This is a genomic window from Ruegeria sp. O6, from assembly GCF_056535045.1.
Genome location: NZ_JBQERM010000002.1, coordinates 193,947 through 218,551 on the forward strand (window position 1 = coordinate 193,947; position 24,605 = coordinate 218,551).

General features: G+C 61.4%; 28 protein-coding genes. 15 read left to right on the forward strand and 13 right to left on the reverse strand.

The window, feature by feature from the left end; all coding sequences use genetic code 11:
* Position 1: 1 nt before the first annotated feature.
* The gene (locus ACR0DY_RS04275) at positions 2-772 is read right to left on the reverse strand and encodes an FCD domain-containing protein (protein WP_267365974.1); all 771 of its coding nucleotides are present in this window, start codon (positions 770-772) and stop codon (positions 2-4) included.
* Positions 773-922: 150 nt separating this feature from the next.
* Here ACR0DY_RS04275 and ACR0DY_RS04280 point away from each other — a divergent pair, with 150 nt between their 5' ends.
* The 5 genes from ACR0DY_RS04280 (at position 923) to ACR0DY_RS04300 (ending at position 7,640) form a co-directional block, all read left to right on the forward strand.
* Positions 923-2,116 (forward strand): aminotransferase-like domain-containing protein, encoded by a 1,194-nt coding sequence (locus ACR0DY_RS04280; protein WP_480483777.1) that lies wholly within the window; start codon positions 923-925, stop codon positions 2,114-2,116.
* 44 nt (positions 2,117-2,160) lie between these two features.
* The gene (locus ACR0DY_RS04285) at positions 2,161-2,568 is read left to right on the forward strand and encodes a hypothetical protein (protein ID WP_480483776.1); all 408 of its coding nucleotides are present in this window, start codon (positions 2,161-2,163) and stop codon (positions 2,566-2,568) included.
* Between the two features lie 140 nt (positions 2,569-2,708).
* On the forward strand, positions 2,709-6,164 hold the full coding sequence (locus tag ACR0DY_RS04290) for a chromosome segregation SMC family protein (protein WP_480546190.1): 3,456 nt from the start codon (positions 2,709-2,711) through the stop codon (positions 6,162-6,164).
* A 53-nt stretch (positions 6,165-6,217) separates the two neighbouring features.
* Positions 6,218-6,568, forward strand: coding sequence for a hypothetical protein (locus ACR0DY_RS04295; protein WP_480487333.1), 351 nt, complete (start codon positions 6,218-6,220; stop codon positions 6,566-6,568).
* 271 nt (positions 6,569-6,839) lie between these two features.
* Positions 6,840-7,640 (forward strand): hypothetical protein, encoded by an 801-nt coding sequence (locus tag ACR0DY_RS04300; RefSeq protein WP_480487168.1) that lies wholly within the window; start codon positions 6,840-6,842, stop codon positions 7,638-7,640.
* A gap of 75 nt (positions 7,641-7,715) precedes the next feature.
* On the opposite strand, the gene ACR0DY_RS04305 is transcribed toward ACR0DY_RS04300, so the two are convergent.
* Genes ACR0DY_RS04305 through ACR0DY_RS04315 form a run of 3 tightly spaced genes read right to left on the reverse strand, consistent with a single transcriptional unit; the run spans position 7,716 to position 10,773 of the window.
* A complete protein-coding gene (locus ACR0DY_RS04305) occupies positions 7,716-8,879 on the reverse strand; it encodes a lytic murein transglycosylase (RefSeq protein WP_480546191.1) in 1,164 nt (387 codons plus the stop codon).
* A gap of 11 nt (positions 8,880-8,890) precedes the next feature.
* A complete protein-coding gene (cbiB, locus tag ACR0DY_RS04310) occupies positions 8,891-9,811 on the reverse strand; it encodes an adenosylcobinamide-phosphate synthase CbiB (RefSeq protein WP_480546192.1) in 921 nt (306 codons plus the stop codon).
* Positions 9,808-10,773, reverse strand: a complete 966-nt coding sequence (locus ACR0DY_RS04315; protein WP_480546193.1) for a threonine-phosphate decarboxylase — start codon at positions 10,771-10,773, stop codon at positions 9,808-9,810. Before ACR0DY_RS04315 ends, cbiB begins: the two co-directional genes overlap by 4 nt.
* A gap of 185 nt (positions 10,774-10,958) precedes the next feature.
* On the opposite strand from ACR0DY_RS04315, the gene ACR0DY_RS04320 reads away from it, so the two are divergent.
* Positions 10,959-11,321, forward strand: coding sequence for a response regulator transcription factor (locus tag ACR0DY_RS04320; protein ID WP_209506176.1), 363 nt, complete (start codon positions 10,959-10,961; stop codon positions 11,319-11,321).
* Here ACR0DY_RS04320 and ACR0DY_RS04325 read toward each other — a convergent pair.
* Positions 11,303-12,292 (reverse strand): glutathione S-transferase family protein, encoded by a 990-nt coding sequence (locus ACR0DY_RS04325; protein WP_480546194.1) that lies wholly within the window; start codon positions 12,290-12,292, stop codon positions 11,303-11,305. The two genes, ACR0DY_RS04320 and ACR0DY_RS04325, sit on opposite strands and share 19 nt — an antisense overlap.
* Positions 12,293-12,504: 212 nt before the next feature.
* On the opposite strand from ACR0DY_RS04325, the gene ACR0DY_RS04330 reads away from it, so the two are divergent.
* Positions 12,505-12,858 carry a hypothetical protein gene (locus ACR0DY_RS04330; RefSeq protein ID WP_209506181.1) on the forward strand — a complete coding sequence of 118 codons (354 nt, stop codon included), beginning with the start codon at positions 12,505-12,507 and terminating at the stop codon, positions 12,856-12,858.
* Between the two features lie 151 nt (positions 12,859-13,009).
* Here ACR0DY_RS04330 and ACR0DY_RS04335 read toward each other — a convergent pair whose 3' ends face one another.
* Entirely contained in the window at positions 13,010-14,182 is a 1,173-nt protein-coding gene (locus ACR0DY_RS04335) for a MalY/PatB family protein (RefSeq protein WP_480546195.1), read from the reverse strand.
* A 94-nt stretch (positions 14,183-14,276) separates the two neighbouring features.
* Here ACR0DY_RS04335 and def (ACR0DY_RS04340) point away from each other — a divergent pair, with 94 nt between their 5' ends.
* From def (ACR0DY_RS04340) to ACR0DY_RS04360, 5 genes are read left to right on the forward strand one after another with little or no spacing between them, the layout of a single operon-like run.
* Positions 14,277-14,795 carry a peptide deformylase gene (def, locus tag ACR0DY_RS04340; RefSeq protein WP_209506185.1) on the forward strand — a complete coding sequence of 173 codons (519 nt, stop codon included), beginning with the start codon at positions 14,277-14,279 and terminating at the stop codon, positions 14,793-14,795.
* Complete coding sequence (def, locus tag ACR0DY_RS04345; protein ID WP_480897847.1) at positions 14,792-15,286, forward strand: peptide deformylase; 495 nt, start codon at positions 14,792-14,794, stop codon at positions 15,284-15,286. The genes def (ACR0DY_RS04340) and def (ACR0DY_RS04345) overlap by 4 nt, the downstream gene beginning before the upstream one ends.
* A gap of 53 nt (positions 15,287-15,339) precedes the next feature.
* Positions 15,340-16,248 (forward strand): methionyl-tRNA formyltransferase, encoded by a 909-nt coding sequence (gene fmt, locus ACR0DY_RS04350; RefSeq protein WP_480897849.1) that lies wholly within the window; start codon positions 15,340-15,342, stop codon positions 16,246-16,248.
* A gap of 10 nt (positions 16,249-16,258) precedes the next feature.
* Positions 16,259-16,495: a hypothetical protein gene (locus ACR0DY_RS04355; protein WP_209506192.1), complete on the forward strand. Its 237-nt coding sequence runs from the start codon at positions 16,259-16,261 to the stop codon at positions 16,493-16,495.
* A 1-nt stretch (position 16,496) separates the two neighbouring features.
* Positions 16,497-16,715: a GlsB/YeaQ/YmgE family stress response membrane protein gene (locus ACR0DY_RS04360; protein WP_480483766.1), complete on the forward strand. Its 219-nt coding sequence runs from the start codon at positions 16,497-16,499 to the stop codon at positions 16,713-16,715.
* A 60-nt stretch (positions 16,716-16,775) separates the two neighbouring features.
* Here the strand turns inward: ACR0DY_RS04360 and ACR0DY_RS04365 are convergent, their stop codons facing one another.
* The 7 genes from ACR0DY_RS04365 to ACR0DY_RS04395 all read right to left on the reverse strand — a co-directional run bounded on the left by ACR0DY_RS04365 (position 16,776) and on the right by ACR0DY_RS04395 (position 21,271).
* Entirely contained in the window at positions 16,776-17,378 is a 603-nt protein-coding gene (locus ACR0DY_RS04365) for a COG3904 family protein (RefSeq protein ID WP_209598782.1), read from the reverse strand.
* 64 nt (positions 17,379-17,442) lie between these two features.
* Positions 17,443-18,066 (reverse strand): trimeric intracellular cation channel family protein, encoded by a 624-nt coding sequence (locus tag ACR0DY_RS04370; RefSeq protein WP_267364069.1) that lies wholly within the window; start codon positions 18,064-18,066, stop codon positions 17,443-17,445.
* Complete coding sequence (gene rnhA / locus ACR0DY_RS04375; RefSeq protein WP_480487149.1) at positions 18,063-18,530, reverse strand: ribonuclease HI; 468 nt, start codon at positions 18,528-18,530, stop codon at positions 18,063-18,065. Before rnhA ends, ACR0DY_RS04370 begins: the two co-directional genes overlap by 4 nt.
* On the reverse strand, positions 18,523-19,110 hold the full coding sequence (locus ACR0DY_RS04380; protein ID WP_480487147.1) for a class I SAM-dependent methyltransferase: 588 nt from the start codon (positions 19,108-19,110) through the stop codon (positions 18,523-18,525). Before ACR0DY_RS04380 ends, rnhA begins: the two co-directional genes overlap by 8 nt.
* Complete coding sequence (locus ACR0DY_RS04385; protein ID WP_480546197.1) at positions 19,107-19,559, reverse strand: DUF3429 domain-containing protein; 453 nt, start codon at positions 19,557-19,559, stop codon at positions 19,107-19,109. Before ACR0DY_RS04385 ends, ACR0DY_RS04380 begins: the two co-directional genes overlap by 4 nt.
* Positions 19,556-20,506 (reverse strand): 4-hydroxy-3-methylbut-2-enyl diphosphate reductase, encoded by a 951-nt coding sequence (ispH, locus tag ACR0DY_RS04390; protein ID WP_480546198.1) that lies wholly within the window; start codon positions 20,504-20,506, stop codon positions 19,556-19,558. The genes ACR0DY_RS04385 and ispH overlap by 4 nt, the downstream gene beginning before the upstream one ends.
* A 189-nt stretch (positions 20,507-20,695) precedes the next feature.
* Entirely contained in the window at positions 20,696-21,271 is a 576-nt protein-coding gene (locus ACR0DY_RS04395; RefSeq protein WP_209506211.1) for a LabA-like NYN domain-containing protein, read from the reverse strand.
* Positions 21,272-21,416: 145 nt separating this feature from the next.
* Here ACR0DY_RS04395 and folK point away from each other — a divergent pair, with 145 nt between their 5' ends.
* The 3 genes from folK to ACR0DY_RS04410 all read left to right on the forward strand — a co-directional run bounded on the left by folK (position 21,417) and on the right by ACR0DY_RS04410 (position 24,593).
* Entirely contained in the window at positions 21,417-21,986 is a 570-nt protein-coding gene (gene folK, locus ACR0DY_RS04400) for a 2-amino-4-hydroxy-6-hydroxymethyldihydropteridine diphosphokinase (protein ID WP_480897852.1), read from the forward strand.
* A 94-nt stretch (positions 21,987-22,080) separates the two neighbouring features.
* Positions 22,081-22,434 carry a DNA-directed RNA polymerase subunit omega gene (gene rpoZ / locus ACR0DY_RS04405; RefSeq protein ID WP_209506215.1) on the forward strand — a complete coding sequence of 118 codons (354 nt, stop codon included), beginning with the start codon at positions 22,081-22,083 and terminating at the stop codon, positions 22,432-22,434.
* Between the two features lie 26 nt (positions 22,435-22,460).
* Positions 22,461-24,593 carry a RelA/SpoT family protein gene (locus ACR0DY_RS04410; RefSeq protein ID WP_480897853.1) on the forward strand — a complete coding sequence of 711 codons (2,133 nt, stop codon included), beginning with the start codon at positions 22,461-22,463 and terminating at the stop codon, positions 24,591-24,593.
* Positions 24,594-24,605: the final 12 nt, after the last annotated feature.

Below are 24,605 nucleotides of genomic sequence, written 5' to 3' on the forward strand. Positions count from 1 at the left end.
GCTAGGCCTGACGGGTTTCGTGCTGCAACCTTTGCTGCGCAACAGCCTCGTTCCGCTCGGCCTTCTGCTGATCGATCATGCAGCGTTCGACAAAGCTCAGATGCGTTTCGACGGCCTGACGTGCGGCTGCCGGATCGCGGGCCTGAAGGGCTGCGTTGATAGTGCTGTGCTGGTCCAGAATGGCCTCGCGGGTCGCGCGCTGCCGGAACATTGTCCGCCGGTTATAGAACACACCCTGCACCAGCAGGTCATACATTGACCGCATCATATGCAGCATCACCACATTGTGGCTGGCTTCGATGATGGCCATATGAAACTCGGCATCCAGCTGCGCCTCTTGGTCCGCAGCGTTCCGGTCATGGGCCGCCCGCATCTTGTCATAGATCGCCTGAACAACCTTCAGGTCGCTTTCTGATCCCAGCCGCGCGGCCCGTTCCGCCGCCAGCCCCTCCATGTCGCGGCGAAAGGACAGGTAATCGAATACGGCCTCGTCATGGCTGCTGAACAACCGGATCAGCGCCGGCGAAAAGGCCGAGCCCAAAACCTCGGCCACATAGATCCCGGAGCCGGCTTTTGTTGTCAGCAACCCCTGTTCCTGAAGCTCGGACACCGCATCGCGCAGGGACGGGCGCGACACACCCATCCGTTCGGCCAACTCACGCTCGGGCGGCAGGCGCTCCCCGGGGCGCAGGATGCCGCGCAGGATCAACAGCTCGATCTGGCGAACGACCGCAAGTGACAGTTTTTCCGTCTGAACTTTCTGAAATGGCATGGTCCGTTCCGAAATTGGTCAACTCATTTGACCATGGACAGGGGGGCTGTTCAAGAATACCCGGTCACATCCGCTGAAATATTAGGTCAGAAGTGTTGACTTTAATTTGAGAAAGCATAGGCTGCGCCGAAATGAGATCGGAGGAGCCTCATGTCCCATCACCCTTTGTTTGCCACCCGGGCTTCCCGGATGAAGGCGTCAGAAATCCGCGAGCTGCTGAAACTGCTCGATCAGCCCGGCATCATTTCCTTTGCCGGGGGCATTCCGGACCCCGCGCTTTTTCCCGCCGAGGCTTTCGCGCAAGCGTTTCAGCAGGCATTGGGGCCGGACATGCAGGCGCAGGCGCTGCAATATTCGGTCAGCGAAGGCTATGCCCCCCTGCGCCGGTGGCTGGTGCAGCACATGCGCGAGATCGGAGTGGAATGTGACATGGACAACGTCCTGATCACCTCGGGCTCGCAGCAGGCGCTGGATTATCTGGGCAAGCTGTTCCTGTCCCCCGGCGACACGGCCTTGGTCGGGTGGCCCACTTATCTGGGTGCTCTTGCCGCGTTCAACGCGTATGAGCCGCGCTTTGACCGGCTTAATGGCAACAAGGGGGCCGATGAATTCAGAGCTGCGGCAGGGGATGGCGCCGTGAAATTCGCCTATCTGTCGCCCGATTTTGCCAACCCGACAGGCGAAACCCTGACCCGCCCGGGTCGTGAGGCCTTGCTGGAACTGACCGACGAACTGGACTGCGCGTTGATCGAAGACGGCGCCTATCAGGCACTGCGCTATGACGGTGATCCGATCCCGCCGATCCTGGCTTTGGAACAGGCACGAAAGGGGTCGATCGAAAACTGCCGGACGATCTATTGTGGCAGCTTCTCGAAAACCCTGTCACCGGGTCTGCGCATGGGGTGGGTGGTTGCGGCCAAGCCGATCATCTCGCAGATGGTTCTGCTGAAACAGGCGGCGGATCTGCATTCGGCGACCATCAACCAGATGGCCGTGCATCAGGTGGCGGAAGCGTGCTTTGACACCCATATCCCGAAAGTGCGCGACACTTACCGCGCGCGCCGTGATGCGATGCTGGATGCGCTGCAACAGCACATGCCTGACGGGGTGGCGTGGACGCGCCCCGAAGGCGGCATGTTCGTCTGGGTGACACTCCCCGCCGGGATCAGTGGGTCTGACCTGCTGGCGCATGCGCTGGATACGGTGAAAGTGGCTTTTGTGCCGGGGCAGGCGTTTTTCCCAGACGGCAGCGGGGCAAACACGATCCGGCTCAGCTTCTCGAACTCGGACGAGGCGACGATCCGCGAAGGTATCCGCCGGTTAGGCGAAGTTCTGCGCGCCTGACGTCCAGAAAGGTTCTGTTAACCAAATTGCTGCAACTCTGCGGCATGATCCGGTTTCTCGCTCCGCTCCTGCTGGCCGCCTGCGCCGCCGGGACCCCGCATTTCCGCGACGTTCCGGCCACCCGCGTGGCGGTGAACGGTAGTGTGTTCGACGTGCGCGTGCGCGGCGATCTGGCCGAGGCGGTGCGGATCAACGCGCAATACGCCCCGCGGCTTGGCCCTGTTCGGGATCGCGCCGCGCTGGCCATGGCGCAGGTTTCAGGCTGCCCGATCCTCGACGTGCTGGGTGACGCGGCTGTCACGGTTGGTGTACTGGGGTGTGACCGCGAGGCGGGGGAACGGCTGTTGCTGACCGCTGTCTCGACGCCCCGGTATGAATGTATCGACTATGGTATCTATGAAAATGTCGGGGGCGACAGCGGCTATCAGGTCTTCGAATGCAGCCCATACTGACATACGCGTGTTCCTGCGCATTTCGGCAAGATGTTGTGGATAACTTGCACTGATCTCCCATATCCTGCGCAACTGCGTTGACTCGGACCCCATCCCTTGCGCAGACTTTCAATTCATAGGAATCACGGGACACGCGGCCATTGCGTTTCAGCAAGCTCAAACTGACCGGCTTCAAAAGCTTTGTTGATCCGACCGATCTGATCATCGCGGACGGGTTGACCGGTGTGGTGGGTCCGAACGGCTGTGGCAAGTCCAACCTTCTGGAAGCCTTGCGCTGGGTGATGGGTGAAAACCGCCCCAAATCCATGCGCGGCGGCGCGATGGAGGATGTGATCTTTGCCGGTGCCGCCACACGGCCCGCCCGCAATTTCGCCGAAGTTGTCTTGACCATGGACAATTCCGAACGTCTGGCGCCTGCGGGGTTCAACGACACCGACCAGCTTGAAATCGTGCGCCGGATCACCCGCGATGTCGGCAGCGCCTACAAGACCAACGGCAAGGATGTGCGCGCGCGCGATGTGCAGATGCTGTTCGCGGATGCCTCGACCGGTGCCCATTCCCCGGCGCTTGTAGGGCAGAACCGCATCGCCGAGCTGATCAGCGCCAAACCCCGCGCCCGCCGCCGCATTCTGGAAGAGGCCGCCGGGATTTCGGGGCTGTACCAACGCCGGCATGAGGCCGAGCTGAAGCTGAAAGCGACCGAGTCCAACCTGACCCGCGTCGATGACGTGCTCGAGCAGTTGGGCGGGCAGCTTGCGCAACTGGCCCGTCAGGCCCGTCAGGCCGCACGCTATCGCGAAATCGGCGAACAGCTGCGTCAGGCCGAGGGGATGCTGCTCTATCGCCGCTGGAAAGAGGCCGACATGGCCCGCCAGCAGGCCGAAGACAAGCTGAGGGACCGGATTTCCGAGGCCTCCCGCGCCGAGGCCGAAGCCCGCGCCGCCGCAGCAAAAAGGGCCGGGATCGAAGAAACCCTGCCCCCCCTGCGCGAGGAAGAGGCCATCGCCGCCGCTGTCCTGCAACGCCAGCAGGTGCAGCGCGATCAACTGACCGATCAGGAAACCCGCGCGCGCCAGACCATTGAGACGCTGACCAGCCGCATCCATCAGCTCGGCAAGGATATCGAACGGGAAACCGGCCTGAACCGCGATGCGGGCCAGATGATCGAACGGCTGGAATGGGAAGCCCGCGAACTGGCCAAGGCTGCAGAAGGGCATGACGCGAAGGTGGCGGAAGCCGCAGAAATTGCCCGCGAAGCGGCTTCGATCCTTCAGGACCGCGAAGACCACCTGTCGCAGCAGACCGAAGATATGGCGCGTCTTGTCGCCCGTCACCAGTCGGCGCAGCGTCTGGTCGAAGACAGCCGCAAGACACTGGCGCGCTCTGAGGGGGAAGAGGAAAAAGCCCGGCTGGCCGTGGATGAGGCCAAAACAGCCCTGACCCGCGCCAGCGAGGCGTTTGAAACCGCGCAGGAGGGTGAGGAAGAAGCCCGCGAAGCCGCCGAGGCCGCCGAAGAGGCGCTGGCCGCCGCAGATGAGCTGCGCAATGAAACGCAGGCCCGCGAAGCCGAGGCACGCGCGCAACGGTCCGAGGCCGAAGGTGAATTGGGTGCAATCCGCGCCGAAACCACCGCGCTTGCCAAGCTGGTGGAACGCGACACGGCCGAAGGCGGGCAGGTGATGGACCTGCTGCGCGTGGAACCGGGTTTTGAGAAGGCTCTGGGTGCTGCGCTTGCCGATGACCTCCGTGCACCGCTGGTCGAAGGTGACGGCCCGTCCGGCTGGGTTCAGGTGGCAGGGTATGACAGCGATCAACCCTTGCCCGATGGGGTCGACCCGCTGGCGCTGCACGTGTCGGGGCCGGACAGGCTCAGCCGTCGCATCGCGCAGATCGGGCTGGTCGATGCGGATCAGGGCGCGCGGCTGCAGGCGTCGTTGAAGCCGGGCCAGCGTCTTGTGTCCCGCTCGGGCGACCTGTGGCGCTGGGACGGGTTCCGCGCCTGGGCCGAGGATGCGCCAAGTGCGGCGGCGCTGCGGCTGGAGCAGCTCAATAAACTTGAGGCGCTGAAACAGGAACTGGCCCGCACCGAGGCGCAGGCCGATGGCGCCCGCGCCGCGCATGAAACCCTGTCGCAGCAACTGGCGGACGTGACCGAGGCCGACCGCCGCGCGCGCGAAGCCCGCCGCGCCGCTGATCAGCGCATGGCCGAAACCGCACGCCAGCTCAGCCGCGCCGAGGCGGATCGCAACCTCGCGCAGGGCAAGCTGGAAACCCTGACCCTTGCCGTGGACCGTCACAAGGAAGACGCCATGTCCGCCCGCGTGCAGCTGCGCGAGGCCGAGGCGGCGCTGAACGATCTGGGTGACCTCGACAGCGCCCGCGCTGAGGTTGAGGACATCAAACAGACAGTCGAGGCGGCGCGGATCACCATGCTGACCCACCGCTCGACCCATGATGAGCTGCGCCGTGAAGGCGACGCCCGCACCCGCCGCACGCAGGAGGTCACCAAGGATCTCAGCGGCTGGCGGCACCGTCTGGAAACGGCCGAGAAACGGATTTCGGAACTGGCCGAGCGCAAGGAAAGCTCGGAAGAGGAACTGACCGAGGCCATGGCCGCCCCCGGCGAAATCGCCGAGGCACGGGAAGAGCTCAACGAGTTGATCGAAGCCGCCGAAGCCCGGCGGGCCGATGCCGCCGACAAGCTGGCCGAAGCAGAAACACAGTTGCGCGAAGTGGTGATGGCCGAGCGTGAGGCGGAACGCCTGGCCTCGGAAGCTCGCGAAAACCGCGCCGCAGCCGAGGCGCGTAGTGACGCGGCAAAGGAAAGCGTGCTTGCGGCAGCAGAACGAATTGCCGAAGACCAGCAACTGACCCCGAACCAGCTGCTGAACCAGCTGGACGTAAACCCCGACCAGATGCCCGCCGCGGATGCGCTGGAGGCCGAAGTGAACCGCCACAAGCGCCAGCGTGACGCCATGGGCGCAGTGAACCTGCGGGCCGAGGAAGACAGTAAGGACGTTCAGGAAGAATTCGACACGCTCAGCAGTGAAAAGGCCGATCTGGAAGAGGCGATCAAAGCCTTGCGCAGCGGCATCTCCAGCCTCAACCGCGAAGGCCGCGAACGTCTGCTGACCGCGTTTGAACAGGTGAACTCGAATTTCGCGATGTTGTTCAAGCACCTGTTCGGCGGTGGCGAGGCCAATCTCGTCATGGTCGAAAGCGACGACCCGCTGGATGCGGGGCTGGAAATCATGTGCCAGCCGCCGGGCAAGAAACTGTCGACCCTCAGCCTGCTGTCGGGCGGCGAACAGACCCTGACAGCGACCGCGCTGATCTTCGGCGTTTTCCTGGCCAACCCGGCCCCGATCTGTGTGTTGGACGAGGTTGACGCGCCGCTGGACGATGCCAATGTCACCCGTTTCTGTGACCTGCTGGACGAGATGTGCCGCCAGACCGACACCCGTTTCCTGATCATCACCCACCACGCGGTGACCATGGCGCGCATGGATCGTCTGTTCGGCGTCACCATGCAGGAACAGGGCGTCAGCCAGCTGGTCTCGGTTGACCTGAAGAAGGCCGAGCAGATGGTGGCCTGACCGCTCACTGCAACGTTATGATGATTGCAGGCATAACGCGCTACCTTGGCCTCATGACGCGTTTCCTGATCCCCGCCCTCATCGCCGCCACTCCGGTTGTCGCCGCTGACTGGCCCGTCAAATCTGGCGATGTCCCGCTGACAGTGGCCGAGCTTGACGCCCTCGCGGGCCAGACGCTGACCTTCTACGATGATGGTCAGGCCAAGTTTTCGGCGGGGGGCGCTTATTCCTATACCTACGCGGGCGGGGGGTCTGCATTCGGAACCTACTCCATCGCCGATGACGGTTCCGTCTGCATCGCGTATCGCAACGGGTTCAGCCGCTGCGACCTGTATGTCCACAGTGGCGAGCGGCTGATCCTGATCGATCAGAAAGGGGATAGGTACCCGGTGCGGCCCAAATAAAGAAGTCACAATTTGGGCCGGCCATGTTGGCAACGGACCAACCCGCGCAGCAATCTGAACCCGCGGCAGACGTCAACGGCTTTGTTGGGAACACCAGCCTAAAATTGCGCGCCCAATGAGGGGCCAGAACCAAACTGTGGGCACCTCGACACAACGCGCTGACGCAAGGCAGGGTAAGTCGCGCCAAAACAGCAGCCGCGGTTGACGACCCACGCACCGCTTCGTTAGTGCAGCAGCGATCCCGTTTCGGCTTTGGGCAAGAGGTGCTGTTTTGGATTTTCAAGTTGCAAGTTTCTGGTTTGGTGCGCCGTTATCTTGCGTTGAAAGAGTATGCATTCAGTCCTTTCTGGATCATGGCTATGTCTTCAACCTGTACGTGCTGGATATGAACATAGATGTTCCCGACGGCGTCGTCGTTCATGATGCCCGCGGAATCTATACAGATGAAACCACGGAAAACCTGACCGGTGGCCGGAGACGGATGGCGGTCTATTCAGACATCTTCCGGATCCACATGTTGCAAAAAACCGACTATGTGTGGGTTGATCTGGATATCTACTGCGTCCGGCCGCTGGATGTTCCACCGGACTATCTGTTTGGTGTCGTCTGGCGCAACAAGGCGATGAACAATTGCGTCTTGCGCCTTCCCAAGACATCTCTGGCCTTGAAGCTGATCCTGAATTTCCTTGAATCAGAAGTCCCGATCCCGTTTTGGTTGGGCAGTGATCACATCGAAAAACTGGTCAAACGCTATGAGGCGGGCGAGACAATCACGCTCTACGATCTTCCGTGGACGACAACCGGCCCAAGTGTGACCCGCTGGGCGCTGGGGGTCACCGGTGAAATCGACCGAGGCCAGCATTGGCATTTGTATTGGCCGCGTCGCGGGTTTCTGGACCCGGTCGAGAACATTGAAGACTACGAACCCGATTGGGCCCGGTTTCACCACTTCCAGGGCGAAACCCGCAGTGGTATTCGCAGCAAGTTCGGCGGTATTCCTCCAAAGGGAAGTTACATTGATATTGTTTGTCAAAGACATGGAATTGACCCCGAGAAATATCCGGTCACATAATCAGCGGCGTCGGTGCCGATATCGTCGAATAATCTTGGGGTTTTGCGCCATACCGCAGCAGTGCGAGCCGCTGGCTCAGAGTTTTTCCAGCAACTCCATCGTTGGCCACGCATCCGCAGGCAGGCCCAGACGGTTCTGTTCGGCCTGCGTTGCATCCCGTGTTCCGGCCCCCAGGATCCCGTCGATCTTGCCTACATCATATCCTTTGGCCTGAAGCTTGGTCTGCAACTGTTTCATCTGTGCGCCATTCAGGCCCTGCGCGGGATTGCCCGCGTCATAGATCTGGCCGCCCTCAAGCCGTGTTCCGAAATATGCGGCGGTCAGAACATAGACAAAACTCTGGTTCCATTCGAAATAGACGTCGAAATTGGGGTAGGCCAGAAAGGCAGGCCCGTTGCGCCCCTGTGGCAGGATCAGCGAGGCGGGCAGGTTGGCCAAGGACCCGCTACGCGCCTGAACGCCCATCGCCTGCCATTCCGCCACCGAACGCGGTTTGCCGGGGCCGGACAGGGACCAGTCCATCTGCGCGGGCACGGTGACCTCCTGCAACCAAGGCTCACCCGCGCGCCATCCCAGATGAGACAGCATTCTGGCCCCCGACATCAGCGCATCAGGGGCCGAGCTCTTCAGGCGGACATGCCCGTCACCGTCACCATCGACGCCGTTTTCCAGTATGTCACGCGGCAGCATCTGCACCATGCCGATCTCTCCGGCCCATGCGCCGGTGGTGCGGGCCGGGTCGAAATCACCGTTCTGATACAGCTCGATGGCGGCGAATATCTGCGGCCGGAACAACTCCGGGCGGCGGCAGTCATGGGCCAGCGTCACCAAGGCGTTGCGGGTGTTGAAGTCGCCCTGAAACGATCCGTAATCGGTTTCAAATGCCCAGAAGGCCAGCAGCACCCCGCGGGAAATGCCATACTCGCGCTCGATCCGATCAAAGACCGCATCGTATTTGCGCGACATCGCTTGCCCGCGTTCGATCCGGTTTTGCGAAATCAGACGACGGGAAAACTCAATAAAGGGCTTCTGAAACACGCCCTGCGCCCGGTCGGCCTTCAGCACAGCGCTGTCCTGCTGCACCCCGTCAAAAAACCCGTTCACCGCTGATTTGTCCAAACCCTGCTGCACGGCTTCGGTCTTCAGCCCTTTGACAAAGGAGTTAAATCCACCGCCACATTGCGCCAGCGCAGGTGAGGTAAACAGGGCGGCGGCGATCAGGCCAGAGAGTATACGCATGAAAGGGTCCGTCAGAATATCAGTTCGGCCCCAACCCACACTGACACGAGCGCAAGCGCAAGCCCCCAAACCCGCCAGAGCATGTCACATGCGCGAAAAACTTCTGATGCACCGATCTCGCGCGGGGCGTCGCCATTGACCCAGGCCAGATCGCGCACCTGCCCGTCATAGCTGCGCGGCCCTGCCAGCGCGACATTCAGGGCGCGGGCCATGGCGGCTTCGGGCCAGCCAGCGTTGGGCGAGATATGACGCCGCGCATCCCGCACCATCTCAACCCAGCGCGACCATTGGCCGGACAGTGCCACGATCATCACGCAGGTCAGGCGGGCAGGGATCAGGTTCAGCAGGTCGTCGAACCGGGCCGCAGCCCAACCAAAATCACGGTACGTTTCGGTGCGATAGCCGATCATGCTGTCGGCGGTGTTCACCGCCTTGTACACCAGCAACCCCGGAAGCCCGGCGACCAGAAACCAGAATGCAGGGGCAATGACCCCGTCGCTCAGGTTTTCAGCCGCGCTTTCGATGGCGGAACGCGCCACCTGTGCCCCGGTCATATCCTGCGTGTCGCGCGAGACGATCATAGCCACCTGCGCCCGCCCGTTTTCCAGCGAGGTTTGCAACCCGTCACCAACCGCGCGGACATGGGCAACCAGCGACTTTTGCGCCAGCAGAATCGCGCAGCCAAGAATTTCAACCACCGGCCCCAGTAGGGACAGACCCCACCCAAGGCCCCATGCGCCGCAGATCAGAAGGGCAAGCACCGCCACCCCCTTCAACCGCCGACCGCGCCCGTAATTCAGGCGTTTGTCCAGCCATCCGATCAGGTTGCCGATCATCACCGCCGGGTGTTTGACGCGGGACCAGAGCCAGTCGGGCTCTCCCAGAGTGGCGTCCAGACACATGGCGCAGACCAGCATCAGGGCAGGGCTCACAGCGCGGCCTCCAGCCTGTCCCACCCCTTTTCCGGTGGCAGACCCAGACGCAGAAAGGTTGTTGAATAAGGAAAGATACGGCTCCAGATATGGGCGCGGGCCAGCCGGTCCTGCCACCCCAAGGCGTCATCAACCCGATACAGACGAAACAGGCTGGTGCCACCGACAATTTCCGCGCCCCTGGTCAGCATCAGCGCATCCAGCCGGGCCGCCTCATCCGCCAGTCGCGCGCGTGTGGCATCGGCCCAGTCATCGTCCGACAGGGCTTGCGTTCCAACCCGCAGGGCCGGGCCGGACACCGACCAGGGTCCGGTCAGGTCGTTCAGGCGGTTGATCAACTCAGGCCGCCCGATGGCACACCCAAGCCGCATCCCGGCCAGCCCCCAGAACTTGCCAAAACTCTTCAGCACGATCACGCCGGGACGTTCCGCCATATGGATCAACGATGCCTCTGGCGTGACATCGCAAAAGCTCTCGTCGATCACGGTCAGCGGGGCCGAGACATCGCGTTCCTGCCAGATGCGCCCGTCCGGGTTATTGGGATGCACGATCACGCGGGCGTCAGCCACGCCCTCAGGCTGAACACGCCACCCCTGCGCCGAAAAGGCGGCGGCGTGTTCGTTATAGGTAGGCGGTGTGATCTGGACACGCCCTGGCGCGGCCAGCGCCGGAATGCGAGAGATGACAGCCGATGCACCGGGTGCCGGCAGGATTGCAGCCCCTTGCGGCACGTTCCAGAACCTGCGGGCCGCATCACTCAGCCGTTCAAAGGCACCGTGATCCGGCAATTCGGCCCAATCCCCGGCGGTCAGGCCCGCAACGGCGTAAGGATGCGGATTGATTCCGGTCGACAGATCGATCCAATCTGCACGCGCTCCGCCATACCTGACAATCGCCCTGTCCAGCCCCCCGCCGTGGTCGCGAACTGCGCGGGGGTCCAAGCCGTGATCAAGTGTACTCATCTGCTCTCTCTGCGGGGATTGACCGGTTTCGGGGTGCTTCAAGCGGATTTTTGCCATTTACACAAGCAAATCCGCCCGAACACGCAAGCGTGCGGCTGCTGTTAACACTTTGTTAAGGAAATAACGAGATCACGGACCACGGGGGTCGGCACCACTCACCATACCAAGTGCCGAGGTTGTTGCAAATGAAAGTTCTGATTGTTGAGAGTAACCCCGACCTTGGTCGGGTCTGGAAAAGACATCTGGAGCGGCAAGACGCCGAAGTCACGCTGGTTGACGCTCAGGAGGCCGCCATTCTGGCGCTCTATGGCACGGATTTTGATATCATCGTGCTGGATCTGGTTCTGGAAACCGGAAGCGCATTGGCTGTGGCCGATTTTGCCAGCTATCGCCGCCCCGAGGCGCGGGTGATATTTGTCACCAACACCACCTTCTTTTCCGACGGGTCGATTTTTGCGCACAGTCCCAATGCCTGTGCCTATGTTCAAAGCGAAACGCCGCCAGAGGATCTGGCGGCGATGGTCGAGCATTACGCCGCCGGGCGCTGATCGCGCCCATGCGGCTCCATGTGATCCAGCACCGGGTTCACCGGAATGATGCGGTGCGGATTGATGCTGTCATGGCTGTAGTGATAGTGGCGCACGATGTGATCCATGTTCACGGTCTCGGCGACACCGGGCCATTGATACAGCTCACGCGTATAGGCCCATAAGTTTGGATAATCGATCAGGCGCTGCCTGTTGCACTTGAAATGCAGATGATAGACCGGGTCGAAGCGGATCAAGGTTGTGAACAACCGCCAATCGGCCTCGGTGATCCGGTCCCCCATCAGATACCGGTTCCGCGCCAAACGCCCTTCCAGCCAGTCCAGCGTGTCGAACAACGGGCCCACGGCGGCGTCGTAGGCCGCTTGGGAGGTGGCAAAGCCCGACTTGTAGACGCCGTTGTTGACATCTGAATAGATGCGCGCATTGACCTCCTCGATCTCGTCCCGCATCGCCTCGGGCCAGTAATCGTCCGTATTGCCAGTGATGTCGTTGAAGGCCGAATTGAACATGCGGATGATTTCCGAACTTTCGTTCGAAACGATGGTCTCTTGCGCCTTGTCCCACAGGATCGGCACTGTGACGCGACCGGAATAGGACGGATCCGCTTTGGTATAGATCTGATGTGCATAGCTCAGCCCGTAAAGACGGTCACCCGTGGCACCGTGATCATCCGCCTCAAAGGTCCAGCCGTGATCCAGCATGTCGGGATGTACGACCGAAACCGGAACCAGATCGCTCAGCCCCTTCAACGCGCGAAAGATCAGGGTGCGATGCGCCCAGGGGCAGGCGTGGCTGACATACAGGTGATACCGCCCGGCTTCGGCCCGGAACCCGCTTTTGCCCGACGGTCCCGCGCGGCCATCGGCGGTCAGCCAGTTGCGAAACTGCGCCGCGCTGCGTTTGAATGCGCCACCCGTGGATTTGGTGTCATACCAGGTGTCTTGCCATTTTCCATCGACCAGCAGGCCCATATCTCATCCTCCGCATAGGCGTTTGGCCAAAGATAGGTCCAAGCCCCGCCTGTTCCTATGCATTTGCCCGCGCACAAGACCTGCATGCGCGCACAGGCAATGATGGGATTTCTGTGCAACAAACCGCAGGCACAGCCTGTTGCGTGAACGCGTTCACTGGATTTTTACAACAGTTCCCGCACAATAGAGGTCATTAGCGGGGGAATGATTTAATGAGTACTTATGTTTCAAAGGAAATACGCGCCGAGTTGGACGCCGCTCGAATCGCCACATTGAAAAAGGCCAGTCGCCTTCGTGTCCAGATGGGTGACAATACCTATAAAATTCTCAAATTGTGGAAAGATGGTTTCACGGTTGAGGCGGAAACAACACCGCGCCTGCGCGGGTTGGTCGATATCTATGATGGGGCCAACCTTCTGTATCAATGCCTGATCATTGCCGATCAGGATGAAGGCGGCGAGATGCGGTATGAATTCAAACGCAGCACCGCCGCCCATGACAAGGCACCGCTGGATTTCTACCGCGCCCCGGATGCGCCCATCGCGTTGCTGGGCTACGAAGACTAGGATCGGAGTTCTATCGTAGTACCGGGTTAGGTCAGGGTAACGCCCAACAGGCCGTTAGGCTGGCTATCGCTATGGATTTCGCCATTCAGGTCCGCGCCCGGCCAACAGGCGCGGTCCATTGTGAGGCCAGCCAACCCAGCCACCGCTTGGATTATTGCAGGTCACCAAAGGCCCGTTTCAGCCGCGCGCAAGCTTCCTCGACCCGCGCCCGTTGCGTGGCCAGGTTGAACCGTTCGAAGGTCTCTCCGCCAGTGCCAAAGCCCGGCCCGGACGAGGTTGCAATCCGCGCATCCTCGCGCAATCGGCGGACAAATTCAGCGTGATCCATGCCGGTGCCGGAAAAGTCGACCCAGGCCAGATAAGTCGCCTGCAAGGGCATCGACCACAGGCCCGGAATTTCGGCGATGGTCTGATCGAACAGACGCCGGTTTCCTTGCAGATGCGCGATCTGCGCATCCACCCAATCCGCGCCGGCCGGGCTGTAGGCGGCGGTGATCATCGCCACACCCAACGCGCTAGGGCCATAATCCAGCGTTGCCAGCCGATGCTTCATCGCCTCGCGCAGTTTGGGGTCGGGAATGATCATGTTGCCGGTCCGCTGCCCGGCGATGTTGAAGGTCTTCGATGCCGCAGTCAGCGTCACTGTCCACGGGCGTGCATCCGGGGCTGCCACATCCATCGGCACAAATTTGGCGCCGGGATAGACCAGATCGTGGTGAATCTCGTCTGACACAAGGATCAGCCCGTTGCTCTCGGCAAATGCGGCCACAGCGCGCAGTTCCTCCGGCGTCCAGACGCGGCCCGACGGGTTCTGCGGCGAACACCACAGCAACATCTTCTCGGACCCGTCCAGCCGCGACTGGGCGTCGTCCAGGTCAAGGCCATAACTTTCCCCGTCCCGCACCAAAGGGCATTCCACGACCCGGCGGCCCGATTTGTTCACCTTGTGGGCAAACTCATGGTAAACGGGGGTAAAGATCACGATGCCATCACCGTGATCGGTCCAGACATCCAGCGACAGGGCGATTGCATTGCCCAAGCCCTGAGTGGTCAGAACCCAGTCCGTGTCAATCTCCCAGTCGTGGCGGGTTTTCATCCACCACTGGACCGAGGCCAGATACTCCGGGTGCGCCCAGGAATACCCGAACACGCCGTGATCCGCGGCCTTGCGCACCGCGTCGATCACGCAGGGGGCTGTCGGGTAATCGGAATCGGCCGTCCACATGGCCAGCCCGTCTTCGGGCGAGACGCCGTACAGCATCTCCATCTTGTCCCATTTGGAACTGTTGGTGCCCCGGCGGTCGATCAGGTCGTTGAAAGTCATGTCTGCTCCATTTTCTCGACCGAAAGCTAACCGCAATTCAGGCAGGTGCAAGGGGGGCGTTGCGGCGCGGGGCGGGATGGCCTAAATCAGCCTCATGAAACGTAACATCCTGATCTATCCCGACCCCCGTCTCAAGAAGGTCTGCGCCCCCGTGGCCGACCTCACGGACGACCTGCGCGCGCTGGCCGATGACATGCTGGAAACGATGTATGACGCCCCCGGTGTTGGCCTTGCCGCGCCACAGATCGGCGTGCTGGATCGCTTGATCGTGCTGGATTGCGTCAAGGAAGAAGGCGAGGCTCCGCGCCCCCTGATCATGTTCAACCCGCAGGTCATCGCGGCCTCGGAAGAAACCAATGTCTACGAGGAAGGCTGCCTGTCGATCCCCGATCAATACGCCGAGGTGACGCGCCCCAAAGTGGTCGATGTGACTTGGATGGACCGCGACGGAAACCTGCAACAGGAAACCTTTGACGGGCTCTGGGCCACCTGCGTTCAGCACGAGATCGATCATTTGGACGGCAAGCTTTTCATCGACTATCTCAAGCCGCTGAAACGGCAGATGATCACCCGCAAGATGCAAAAGCTCAAACGCGAACGGGCCCGTGCATGACCGTTCGTACCTGCCTGCCATGGCCTGACAAACGCCTGCGCACCAAGGCGGATGAGGTGCCCGAGATCACTGATGAGGTCCGCGCCATCTGGGACGACATGATCGACACGATGGAGGCGATGCCCGGCGTCGGTCTTGCCGCGCCACAGATCGGGGTGATGCTGCGGCTGGCCGTTGTTGACGGTTCTGCCGAACGGGGCCGGGCCGTGCGTCTGGCAAACCCGGAAATCCTGCACAGCTCGATCGAACTGCGCGAACATGAAGAGGCCAGCCCGAACCTGCCCGGCGTCTCGGCCACAATCAAACGCCCGCGCGCGGTGACCGTGAAGTTCCGGAACGAACATGGCATGCTGGATCGCCGCGATTTCGTCGGGATCGACGCGACCAGCGTACAACATCAGATCGACCACCTGAACGGGCGGATGTATTTCGACCGGCTCAGCAAGGTCAAACGTGACATGCTGCTGCGCAAGGCACGCAAACAACCCTGACGTCCGTAGGCCGGGCTTCAGCCCGGCACCCGTCCCAACTGCCGGAGCCAACGATGCGCATCATCTTCATGGGAACTCCCGATTTTTCGGTCCCGGTTCTGGACGCACTCGTCAAGGCCGGGCACGACATCGTCGCCGTCTACTGTCAGCCCCCGCGCCCCGCCGGACGCGGCAAGAAAGACCGCCCGACACCGGTTCATGCCCGGGCCGAGGCGCTGGGCCTGCCCGTTCGCCACCCAACCTCTCTGAGATCTGCTGACGAACAAACCGCATTTGCCGCGCTGAACGCCGATATCGCCGTCGTCGTCGCTTATGGCCTGATCCTGCCGCAACCCATTCTGGACGCGCCGCGACACGGCTGCCTGAACATCCACGCCAGCCTGCTGCCGCGCTGGCGCGGTGCCGCCCCGATCCACCGGGCGATCTTGTCAGGCGATGCCGAAACCGGGATCTGCATCATGCAGATGGAGGCCGGTCTGGACACCGGCCCGGTCCTGCTGCGACAGGCAACCGCGATTGAGGTTGAAGAAACCACCGCGCATCTACATGACCGGCTCTCGGCCATGGGGGCCGCGCTGATCGTCGAGGCGCTGGCCAAGCTGCCGGACCTGATACCCGAACCGCAGCCCGAGGATGGCGTGACCTATGCCGCCAAGATCGACAAGTCCGAGGCCCGCATCGACTGGGCACGCCCGGCGGTCGAGGTCGACAGGCAAATCCGCGGGCTGTCACCCTTTCCCGGCGCATGGACCGAAATGAATGGCGAACGCGTCAAGCTGCTGGCATCGCGGCTGGCAGACGGGCAGGGCGCAGCGGGTGAGGTTCTGAACAACGACCTGCACGTGGCCTGTGGTCAGGGCGCGGTCGAACTGCTGCGCTTGCAACGGGCGGGCAAAGGCGCGCAGGATAGGGAAACCTTCCTGCGGGGCTGGCCCATTCCCACCGGCACCCGCCTGACCTAGGAGAAGCCCGATGTTCATGGTGATGATGGGGACCGTCGTGATTGCCGGGATCGTCGGATATCTGTCCGAACAGACCGGGTTCACTCATAACGGCTATCTTCAGTCGATCATCATCTGCGTGGGCGGGGCGTTCCTGTTCTACTTCATCCGCATCATGTTCGGGATCAGCTTTGGCCCTCCCGGTCTGGATGCGGTGATCTCGTCTGTCGGCGCCCTGATCATCGTGCCGACGCATTGGAGGAAGTGACATGCCCATCGTCGCTCTGATCATCATCCAAGCTGCGCTTGAAGTTTTGCTCGCCAGGTTGCTCCCGGCGACGATGCTGATCGGTATTGTTGGGGCTATGATCGGTGGGCCCTTTCTGTGGTCTCTGATACCCGACGCTGGCTGGATGTCGGGCTTTGTGGGCGCGGTTCTGGGCGCATTGCTGGTGATCTGGATCTGGCAGACCTACCTGCGCCGTTAGCATATTCCTTGGCTGCGCATTCCGTCCCGCAAACCTTCACTCGACAGATAGCGCAGCAGATCAGCGCTCGTCGCACTCCAGCGCTGAACCAAGCGCCGGGGCGGCTTTCGTCGTCATATCGAACCGGTTCGCCTCGGCGGCAGTCATCCAGTGGATGCTGTCGGCCGGGGCCGCATACAGCGTGTACCAGTAAAACGACTCATCGACGCCAATGTCCCTGAAATAATCCAGATAGCGGTCATGTTCCGGGTCATCCTCGGGCAGCTCCGTTGCCACCAGCCCCGACCCGGCCCAGCTGTGAACACCGACACAGGCCCCCGGCTGCAAAACACGGCGATGTCCGGCCAGAAACAGATCGGTGCCGCCGCTGGCAACCAGACCGTCCGAGGGCACGATGGTATCGAACCCGGCCTTGCGCACCTCGCGGCTGAAGATGACATTGGCGTCGTCATCCACCGATCCCTCGATATATTGCAGCACCAGCGTGCGCGCTTCGGGATTTTCGGCGGTGACGTCTTCAAAAGCGGACAGCGTCGTTTCGTCAATCGTGCCCGAGGCGATGATCCGGTCACCCTCGGCAACAAAGTGGACAGGCGCATAATATGCGCCGCAGGAGGCCAGCAAAGCCAGTGAGACCGCAATCGATGTAAGTCTGAACGGCATTTGGCCTCCGGGCTGCGCGTTCCAAACAGCTATCAGCCCGCCCCGGTCGCGTCCACCGACAGGTTCAGTTGCGGGGCGGGCGGCTTTTGTAGACGGGCAACTGCCAGCCAAACACCAGCGACCCGGCCCGCAAGGCCCAGCACACAAGGGCGCACAGGCCCAGCACAAAGGCAGGCTCCAGCCCCAGCCTGACCGCAAGTACCGCCGTCAACGCCCCCACAAATGCGCACGAGACGTAAAGTTCGCCCTGTTTCAGCACCAGCGGCACCTCGTTGCAGACCACGTCGCGCATCAGCCCGCCCAGACACCCGGTCGTCACTCCCATCAGCACGACGATGATACCGGGCTGATCCAGTGACAGCGCGGCACCGGTTCCGGCCGCAACGGCGACCGACAGCGCGAAACTGTCCAGCCAGACCAGCCAGTTATAGCGGCTTTCCACCAGATGCGCGGTAAAGAACACAAACACCGCCGCCGCGACGGCAATCAGGATGTAATCCGGCTGGCCGACCCAGAAGATCGGGTGCCGGTCCAGCAGCAGGTCGCGCACCGTGCCGCCGCCAACTGCGGTCAGGCAGGCCATGAAGGCAAAGCCCACCAGATCCAGCTGAGCCCGGCTGGCCACCAGCGCCCCGGTCAGCGCAAAGATCAGAACCGAGGCATAATCCAGCAGCGTCAGCGCGCTCACGCCTGCGCCTTTTTCGGCTTGAAGGGCGCCATGCCTGCGCGGGCCAGTTCATCGGCCTTTTCGTTTTCGGGATGGCCCGCATGGCCCTTGACCCATTCCCACGTCACGTCGTGGCGACCCTGTGCCTCGTCCAGTCGCTGCCACAGATCGACATTCTTGACCGGCTTCTTGTTCGAGGTTTTCCAGCCATTCCGCTTCCAGCCGAATATCCAGCCGGTGACGCCGTTCTTCACATAGGCGCTGTCGGTGACAATGGTGATCTTTGACGGGCGCTCCAGCGTCTCCAGCGCGCTGATGGCAGCCAGCAACTCCATCCGGTTGTTGGTGGTCTCGGCCTCGCCGCCGTTCAGTTCCCGCTCTTTCAGAACGCTGTCCCCGTCCATCGCGCGCAGCAGCACGCCCCAGCCTCCGGGGCCGGGATTGCCGGAACAGGCGCCATCTGTATAGGCAAACAACTCAGGCATGGGCGAACACCAGAATAAACCCGTCGTACGACCCGGCCAGACCCTTGCCCATCCCTTCGACCGTGCGGTCAACCGTGAACCCGGCCTGGGTCAGCGCCTCTCGGATCTCGGCTTCCGAGTAATAGGTGTAATAGCGGTCCAGATCGTCACGATGCTCGCCCGTGCCCAGCTTCATGCCCAGAAACAGCTGGCCGCCGGGCTTCAGGGCCGTGTGGATCGCTTTCAGGTGACGCGGAAAATCCGCACGCGGCGCGTGCAGCAGGGAAAAACTGGCGTAAACTCCATCATATTCGGCGGTTTCGGTAACATCGTCGAACGTACCCAGATGCGCGTCCACCCCGTTCTGGCGGGCATGTTCGACAAAGGCGGGGGTGGCATCCAGCGCCCGCACCTTCAGCCCCTGACGCATCAGGAAACCGCTGTCCGATCCGGGGCCTGACCCCAGATCCAGCACATAGCCGCCCGCACCGACCGCATCGGCAAAATCCTGACGGGTCTTGAGCTGTTCGGCTGGCAGAGGAATGGCCAGATATTCGTTTACTCTGTTCGTATAGGCATCAATCGTGCGTTTGTCGCTCACAGGTACACTCCTACGGCTAGGCTGGCCAGAACGATTGCGGTCAGCAGGATACGCAGCTGCATCCACCAGACCGGCGTCAGCCGCCAGTATGAAAACAGGGCGTCCAGCAGCAGCAAGCCGGTGAACCCGTAGATCAGATTGGTGCCTGCAGTGACCGGCCCGCCGCCTGTCATGGCAAAGGCCCACAGCGCAGGCAGGACCGACAGCCCATAACACAGCGCCGCCTTGCTGCCCGAGGTCTTGGTGGCAAAGCCCCACAGCACACCTGACATAAAGCTCAGGATGACCGAGCCATAGAACAGCTGCACATAAGGGCCAACAAAGCGTGGGCCAAAGCTGCGCGTGCCCCAGGCGTTCAGATCACCGTTCAGATAGGTCAGCGCGCCCCAGACAAACGGGACCAGTCCCGCCAGCCCCAGATAGAGCGGCGCCTTCGGCACGCCGATCACGCCGGTTGCCTCAACACGCGCGGTACTTTGAACTCGACGTTTTCGGTTGCGGTCTCGACCGGCTCGACAGTGACATCATAGTGATCGCGGAAGGCGTCGATCACCTCGTTCACCAGCAATTCCGGGGCCGATGCGCCAGCGGTCACCGCAACGCTTTTGATGCCCTGCAAAGCGCGCCAGTCGATTTCGGTCGCGCGCTGGACCAGTTGCGCGTATTTGCACCCCTCGCGCGATGCAACCTCGACCAGACGGCGGGAATTGGACGAGTTCGGAGCCCCCACAACCAGCAGCGCATCGGCCTTGGGGGCCACGGCCTTCACGGCCTCCTGCCGGTTGGTGGTGGCATAACAGATGTCTTCCTTATGCGGGCCGACAATGGCCGGGAACCGGGCCTGAAGGGCTGCGATGATGTCCTTGGTATCATCCACCGACAGGGTGGTCTGGGTGACAAAGGCCAGCTTGTCGGGGTCGCGCACCTGCACGGTGCTCACATCCTCGACCGTTTCGACCAGCAGCACATCACCCTTTGGCAGCTGTCCCATCGTGCCAACGGTTTCGGGATGGCCCTTGTGGCCGATCATGATCATCTGCAATCCCGCATCCGCATGGCGCTGCGCCTCGACATGAACCTTCGACACTAGCGGACAGGTGGCATCCACATAGATCATCTCACGCTGCGCGGCTTCGGCTGGTACCGATTTAGGAACACCATGGGCGGAAAAGATCACCGGGCGGTCATCGGGGCATTCATGCAGTTCTTCGACAAACACAGCACCTTGGGCCCGCAACCCGTCGACCACGAATTTGTTATGCACGATCTCGTGGCGCACATAGACCGGTGCCCCCCATTTCTGCAGGGCCATTTCAACGATCTTGATGGCGCGGTCCACACCGGCGCAGAACCCGCGGGGGGCGGCCAGATAAAGTGTCAGTGGCGGCTTGGTCATTCGGCTGTCTCCTTAGGGCACAGGTAAGTCTTTTCCCGGCCTTGGTCCAGACAGGACATTGTCATTCATCTGACACGAATCGTTGTTAGTCAGAGGATGTTTCAGCACCAATCCTTAGTTAAAGAAGCGCGGCCAGGACCCCGGTCCTGACCGCGCGAATTTTTCCCATCAACAGGCAGTGGTGCCGGATCAGCTGCCGCCTGCAACCGCGACGCTGCGATGCTCTGCCGGCATTTCACGCGGCGGGCGACCGATCACGTCACGCAGATCCTCCAACTCGATGAAGTTGTCGGCCTGACGGCGCAGCTCGTCCGAAATCATTGGCGGCTGGCTGCGGATCGTTGACACGACCGACACGCGAACGCCCTGACGTTGCAGGCTGGCGATCAGCGGGCGGAAATCCCCGTCACCCGAGAACAGCACGATATGATCCACACGCGGTGCCAGTTCCATGGCATCGACAGTCAGTTCGATATCCATGTTTCCTTTGACTTTCCGACGCCCCATGCTGTCGGTGTATTCCTTGGCCGGTTTTGTGACCATGGTGAAGCCGTTGTAATGAAGCCAGTCAACCAATGGGCGGATCGGTGAATACTCGTCGTTTTCAAGCAGCGCTGTATAGTAGAAAGCCCGAAGCAACTTGCCACGGCGCATGAATTCCTGCCGCAGAAGTTTGTAGTCTATGTCGAAACCGAGTGCTTTTGCCGCGGCATAAAGGTTCGAGCCGTCGATGAACAGCGCTAGCCGTTCGTCCTTATAAAACATAAATAGGTCCTTCCGGTATAATCCAGACTGCGCCGCGTTACGTGAGTGAGTGGGTGTTTTATAAATTGACGCAATCTGGTGGGCTTATAGTTAGAACTTTTGGCCGTTATCGCAAGTATGCAATGTGTCGAATATAGGGTAGCATATGCACAATTCATTGCCAAACGCTGTTGTGGCATTGGGCGCAAATCTCGATCTGAGAGGAAATGGGCCCGCTGTAACGCTACAGCGCGCAATTGACGCACTTTCGCAGCAGGGCGTAGTGATTCGCTCTGTCAGCCGGTTTTTTGCGACGCCTTGCTTCCCCGCTGGCGCTGGTCCGGATTACGTGAATGCGGCTGTGCTGATCGAAACCGACAAATCCCCGGCCCAGCTTTTGCGCCTGCTGCACGAGGTTGAAAACCAGTTCGGCCGTGAACGGGTGCAGCGCTGGGGAATGCGGACGCTGGATCTGGATCTTGTGTGCTATGGCGATCAGATTCTGCCCGACCGCGCCCTGTTCGACCGCTGGCTGACCCTGCCGCCCGAGGCGCAACGGCAAGAGGCACCGGATCAGCTGATCCTTCCGCATCCGCGCCTTCAGGACCGCGCTTTTGTGCTTGTGCCGATGGCGGATATTGTGCCCGACTGGCGCCACCCCGTGCTTGATCGCACGGTTTCCCAGATGGTTGCCGACCTGCCCCCGCCCGAGGTTGCAGCGGTTACGCCGCTGTGATCCCTGCAAATGCAGCATTTCCTGCTTGTCAAGGCGCGGAATCGCGCTTAGATAAACCCCTTCCTGACATGGACTCAGAAACGGAGAGCGCCCAATGGCCCGCGTGACGGTTGAAGATTGCGTAGACAAGGTTCCAAACCGGTTCGAACTGGTGATGCTGGCCGCCCATCGGGCGCGCGAGATTTCTGCCGGTGCCGCGATTACCGTTGACCGTGACAACGACAAGAACCCTGTCGTGTCCCTGCGTGAAATCGCCGACGAAACCCAAGGCGCGGACGCCCTGCGCGAACGCCTGATCGAGGCCAACCAGACCCAGATCGAGGTTGATGAGCCGGAAGAAGATCAGATGGCGCTGCTGATGGGTGCCGAGTCGGACAAGCCTGCGATGGACGACATGTCCGAAGAAAAGCTCCTGCGCGCTCTGATGGAGGCTCAAGGGCAGGGGTAAGCTCCAAAGACGAAGGTGCGGACCGGATGATTTCTGCTGACGATCTGATTGCGCTGGTCCGCAACTACAATCCCAAGACGAATGCTGAACGTCTCGCGCTGGCCTATGAGTTTGGCCAGCAGATGCACGCAGGGCAATTCCGCCACTCAGGCGAGCCCTACTTTACCCACCCTGTTGCCGTTGCCGCCATCCTGACCGAACAGCGTCTGGATGATGCGACGATCATCACCGCATTGCTGCATGACACGATCGAAGACACCAAGGCCAATTACGGCAAGGTGTCCGATCTGTTCGGGGATGAGGTCGCCAAGCTGGTCGACGGCGTCACCAAGCTGACCAACCTGCAACTGTCCAGCCGCGAAACCAAGCAGGCCGAGAATTTCCGCAAGCTGTTCATGGCCATGTCCAAGGACCTGCGGGTCATTCTGGTCAAGCTGGCCGACCGTCTGCACAACATGCGCACCATCAAGGCGATGCGGCCCGAAAAGCAGGTTCAAAAAGCGCGCGAGACGATGGATATCTACGCGCCGCTTGCGGGCCGCATGGGGATGCAATGGATGCGCGAGGAACTGGAAGACCTCGCGTTCCGCGTCCTGAACCCCGAAGGCCGCCAGTCGATCATCCGTCGCTTTATCACGCTGCAACGTGAAACCGGCGATGTGATCCACCGCATCACCGGCGACATGCGCCACGAGCTGGAAAAGGCGGGCATCGAAGCCGAAGTCTTTGGCCGCGCCAAGAAACCCTATTCGATCTGGCGCAAGATGCAGGAAAAGGATCAGGGCTTTTCGCGCCTGTCCGATATCTACGGGTTCCGCATCATCACCCAGACGGAAGAAGACTGCTATCGCACGCTTGGGGCCATTCATCAACGCTGGCGTGCGGTGCCGGGGCGGTTCAAGGACTATATCAGCCAGCCGAAATCGAATGGCTACCGCTCGATTCACACCACCGTTTCAGGCCGCGATGGCAAACGGGTCGAGGTTCAGATCCGCACCCGCCAGATGCACGATGTGGCCGAAACCGGCGTTGCGGCGCATTGGTCCTACCGGGACGGGGTGCGCACGGAAAACCCCTTTGCCGTCGATCCGGCCAAATGGATATCCAACCTGACCGAACAGTTCGACACCGAGGATGATCACGAAGATTTCCTCGAAGCCGTCAAGCTCGAGATGTATTCGGATCAGGTCTTCTGCTTCACCCCCAAGGGCGACGTGGTGAAACTGCCGCGGGGCGCGACCCCGATCGATTTCGCCTATGCCATCCACACCCGGATCGGCCATGCCTGCGTGGGGGCCAAGGTCGATGGCATTCGCGTGCCGCTCTGGACGCGGATGAAGAACGGCCAGTCGGTGGATATCATCACCGCTGACGGGCAGACACCGCAGGTCACATGGCTTGAGATCGCCGTCACCGGCAAGGCCCGCACCGCCATTCGCCGCGCCCTGCGCGAGGTGGATCGCGAACGGTTCATCAAGCTGGGCAAGGAACTGGCGCGCTCGGGCTTTGACCATGTGGGGCGCAAGGCCACGGACAAGGCGCTTGATACCGCCGCCAAGCACCTGCGCTTGAAAGACCGGCATGAATTGCTGGCCCGTCTAGGCAGTGCCGAACTGACTGCCCATGAGGTGGTCGAGGCCGTCTATCCCGAACTGGCCAAGGATGAAGGCGACGCCATCCCGCTGCGGCGCGCGGTGATCGGGCTTGAGCCCGGCCAGAAATTCGACCGCGCGCCCTGCTGCCAACCGCTGCCGGGGGAACGGATCGTCGGCATCACCTACCGGGGCAAGGGTGTTGTGGTGCACGCCATCGACTGCGACAAGCTCAGCCAATATGAAAGCGAACCGGAACGCTGGGTCGATCTGCATTGGCACTCGGGCACGCACCCGGCCGTTTATGGGGCGACACTGGATCTGACCATCGGCAACGATGCCGGGGTTCTGGGGCGCATTTGCACATTGATCGGCGAGAAAAAGGCCAATATCTCAAACTTGGAATTTGTGGACCGCAAACCGGATTTTTACCGCCTGCTGATCAATGTCGAACTGCGCGACCTTGAACAGTTGCATTCGCTGATGCTGATGCTTGAGGCTGAAAGCGACGTTGCAGCGGTCGAGCGTTATCGGGACCGGACCAAAACCGCGACTGCGGCTGGCTGAGAAGGGGTGATC

Coding starts and splice junctions, on each gene's coding strand:
- ACR0DY_RS04335 (WP_480546195.1), bottom strand. CDS start 14,182: ATGACTTTCAACGACCTGATCGACCGCCGGGGCACCAACAGTTCCAAA.
- ACR0DY_RS04305 (WP_480546191.1), bottom strand. CDS start 8,879: ATGCGTATACTCTCTGGCCTGATCGCCGCCGCCCTGTTTACCTCACCT.
- ACR0DY_RS04330 (WP_209506181.1), top strand. CDS start 12,505: ATGAGTACTTATGTTTCAAAGGAAATACGCGCCGAGTTGGACGCCGCT.
- ACR0DY_RS04285 (WP_480483776.1), top strand. CDS start 2,161: ATGATCCGGTTTCTCGCTCCGCTCCTGCTGGCCGCCTGCGCCGCCGGG.
- ACR0DY_RS04315 (WP_480546193.1), bottom strand. CDS start 10,773: ATGAGTACACTTGATCACGGCTTGGACCCCCGCGCAGTTCGCGACCAC.
- ACR0DY_RS04355 (WP_209506192.1), top strand. CDS start 16,259: ATGTTCATGGTGATGATGGGGACCGTCGTGATTGCCGGGATCGTCGGA.
- ACR0DY_RS04280 (WP_480483777.1), top strand. CDS start 923: ATGTCCCATCACCCTTTGTTTGCCACCCGGGCTTCCCGGATGAAGGCG.
- ACR0DY_RS04295 (WP_480487333.1), top strand. CDS start 6,218: ATGACGCGTTTCCTGATCCCCGCCCTCATCGCCGCCACTCCGGTTGTC.
- def (WP_209506185.1), top strand. CDS start 14,277: ATGAAACGTAACATCCTGATCTATCCCGACCCCCGTCTCAAGAAGGTC.
- ACR0DY_RS04360 (WP_480483766.1), top strand. CDS start 16,497: ATGCCCATCGTCGCTCTGATCATCATCCAAGCTGCGCTTGAAGTTTTG.
- fmt (WP_480897849.1), top strand. CDS start 15,340: ATGCGCATCATCTTCATGGGAACTCCCGATTTTTCGGTCCCGGTTCTG.
- ACR0DY_RS04325 (WP_480546194.1), bottom strand. CDS start 12,292: ATGGGCCTGCTGGTCGATGGAAAATGGCAAGACACCTGGTATGACACC.
- folK (WP_480897852.1), top strand. CDS start 21,417: ATGCACAATTCATTGCCAAACGCTGTTGTGGCATTGGGCGCAAATCTC.
- ACR0DY_RS04410 (WP_480897853.1), top strand. CDS start 22,461: ATGATTTCTGCTGACGATCTGATTGCGCTGGTCCGCAACTACAATCCC.
- ispH (WP_480546198.1), bottom strand. CDS start 20,506: ATGACCAAGCCGCCACTGACACTTTATCTGGCCGCCCCCCGCGGGTTC.
- ACR0DY_RS04395 (WP_209506211.1), bottom strand. CDS start 21,271: ATGTTTTATAAGGACGAACGGCTAGCGCTGTTCATCGACGGCTCGAAC.
- ACR0DY_RS04365 (WP_209598782.1), bottom strand. CDS start 17,378: ATGCCGTTCAGACTTACATCGATTGCGGTCTCACTGGCTTTGCTGGCC.
- ACR0DY_RS04320 (WP_209506176.1), top strand. CDS start 10,959: ATGAAAGTTCTGATTGTTGAGAGTAACCCCGACCTTGGTCGGGTCTGG.
- ACR0DY_RS04275 (WP_267365974.1), bottom strand. CDS start 772: ATGCCATTTCAGAAAGTTCAGACGGAAAAACTGTCACTTGCGGTCGTT.
- def (WP_480897847.1), top strand. CDS start 14,792: ATGACCGTTCGTACCTGCCTGCCATGGCCTGACAAACGCCTGCGCACC.
- rpoZ (WP_209506215.1), top strand. CDS start 22,081: ATGGCCCGCGTGACGGTTGAAGATTGCGTAGACAAGGTTCCAAACCGG.
- rnhA (WP_480487149.1), bottom strand. CDS start 18,530: ATGCCTGAGTTGTTTGCCTATACAGATGGCGCCTGTTCCGGCAATCCC.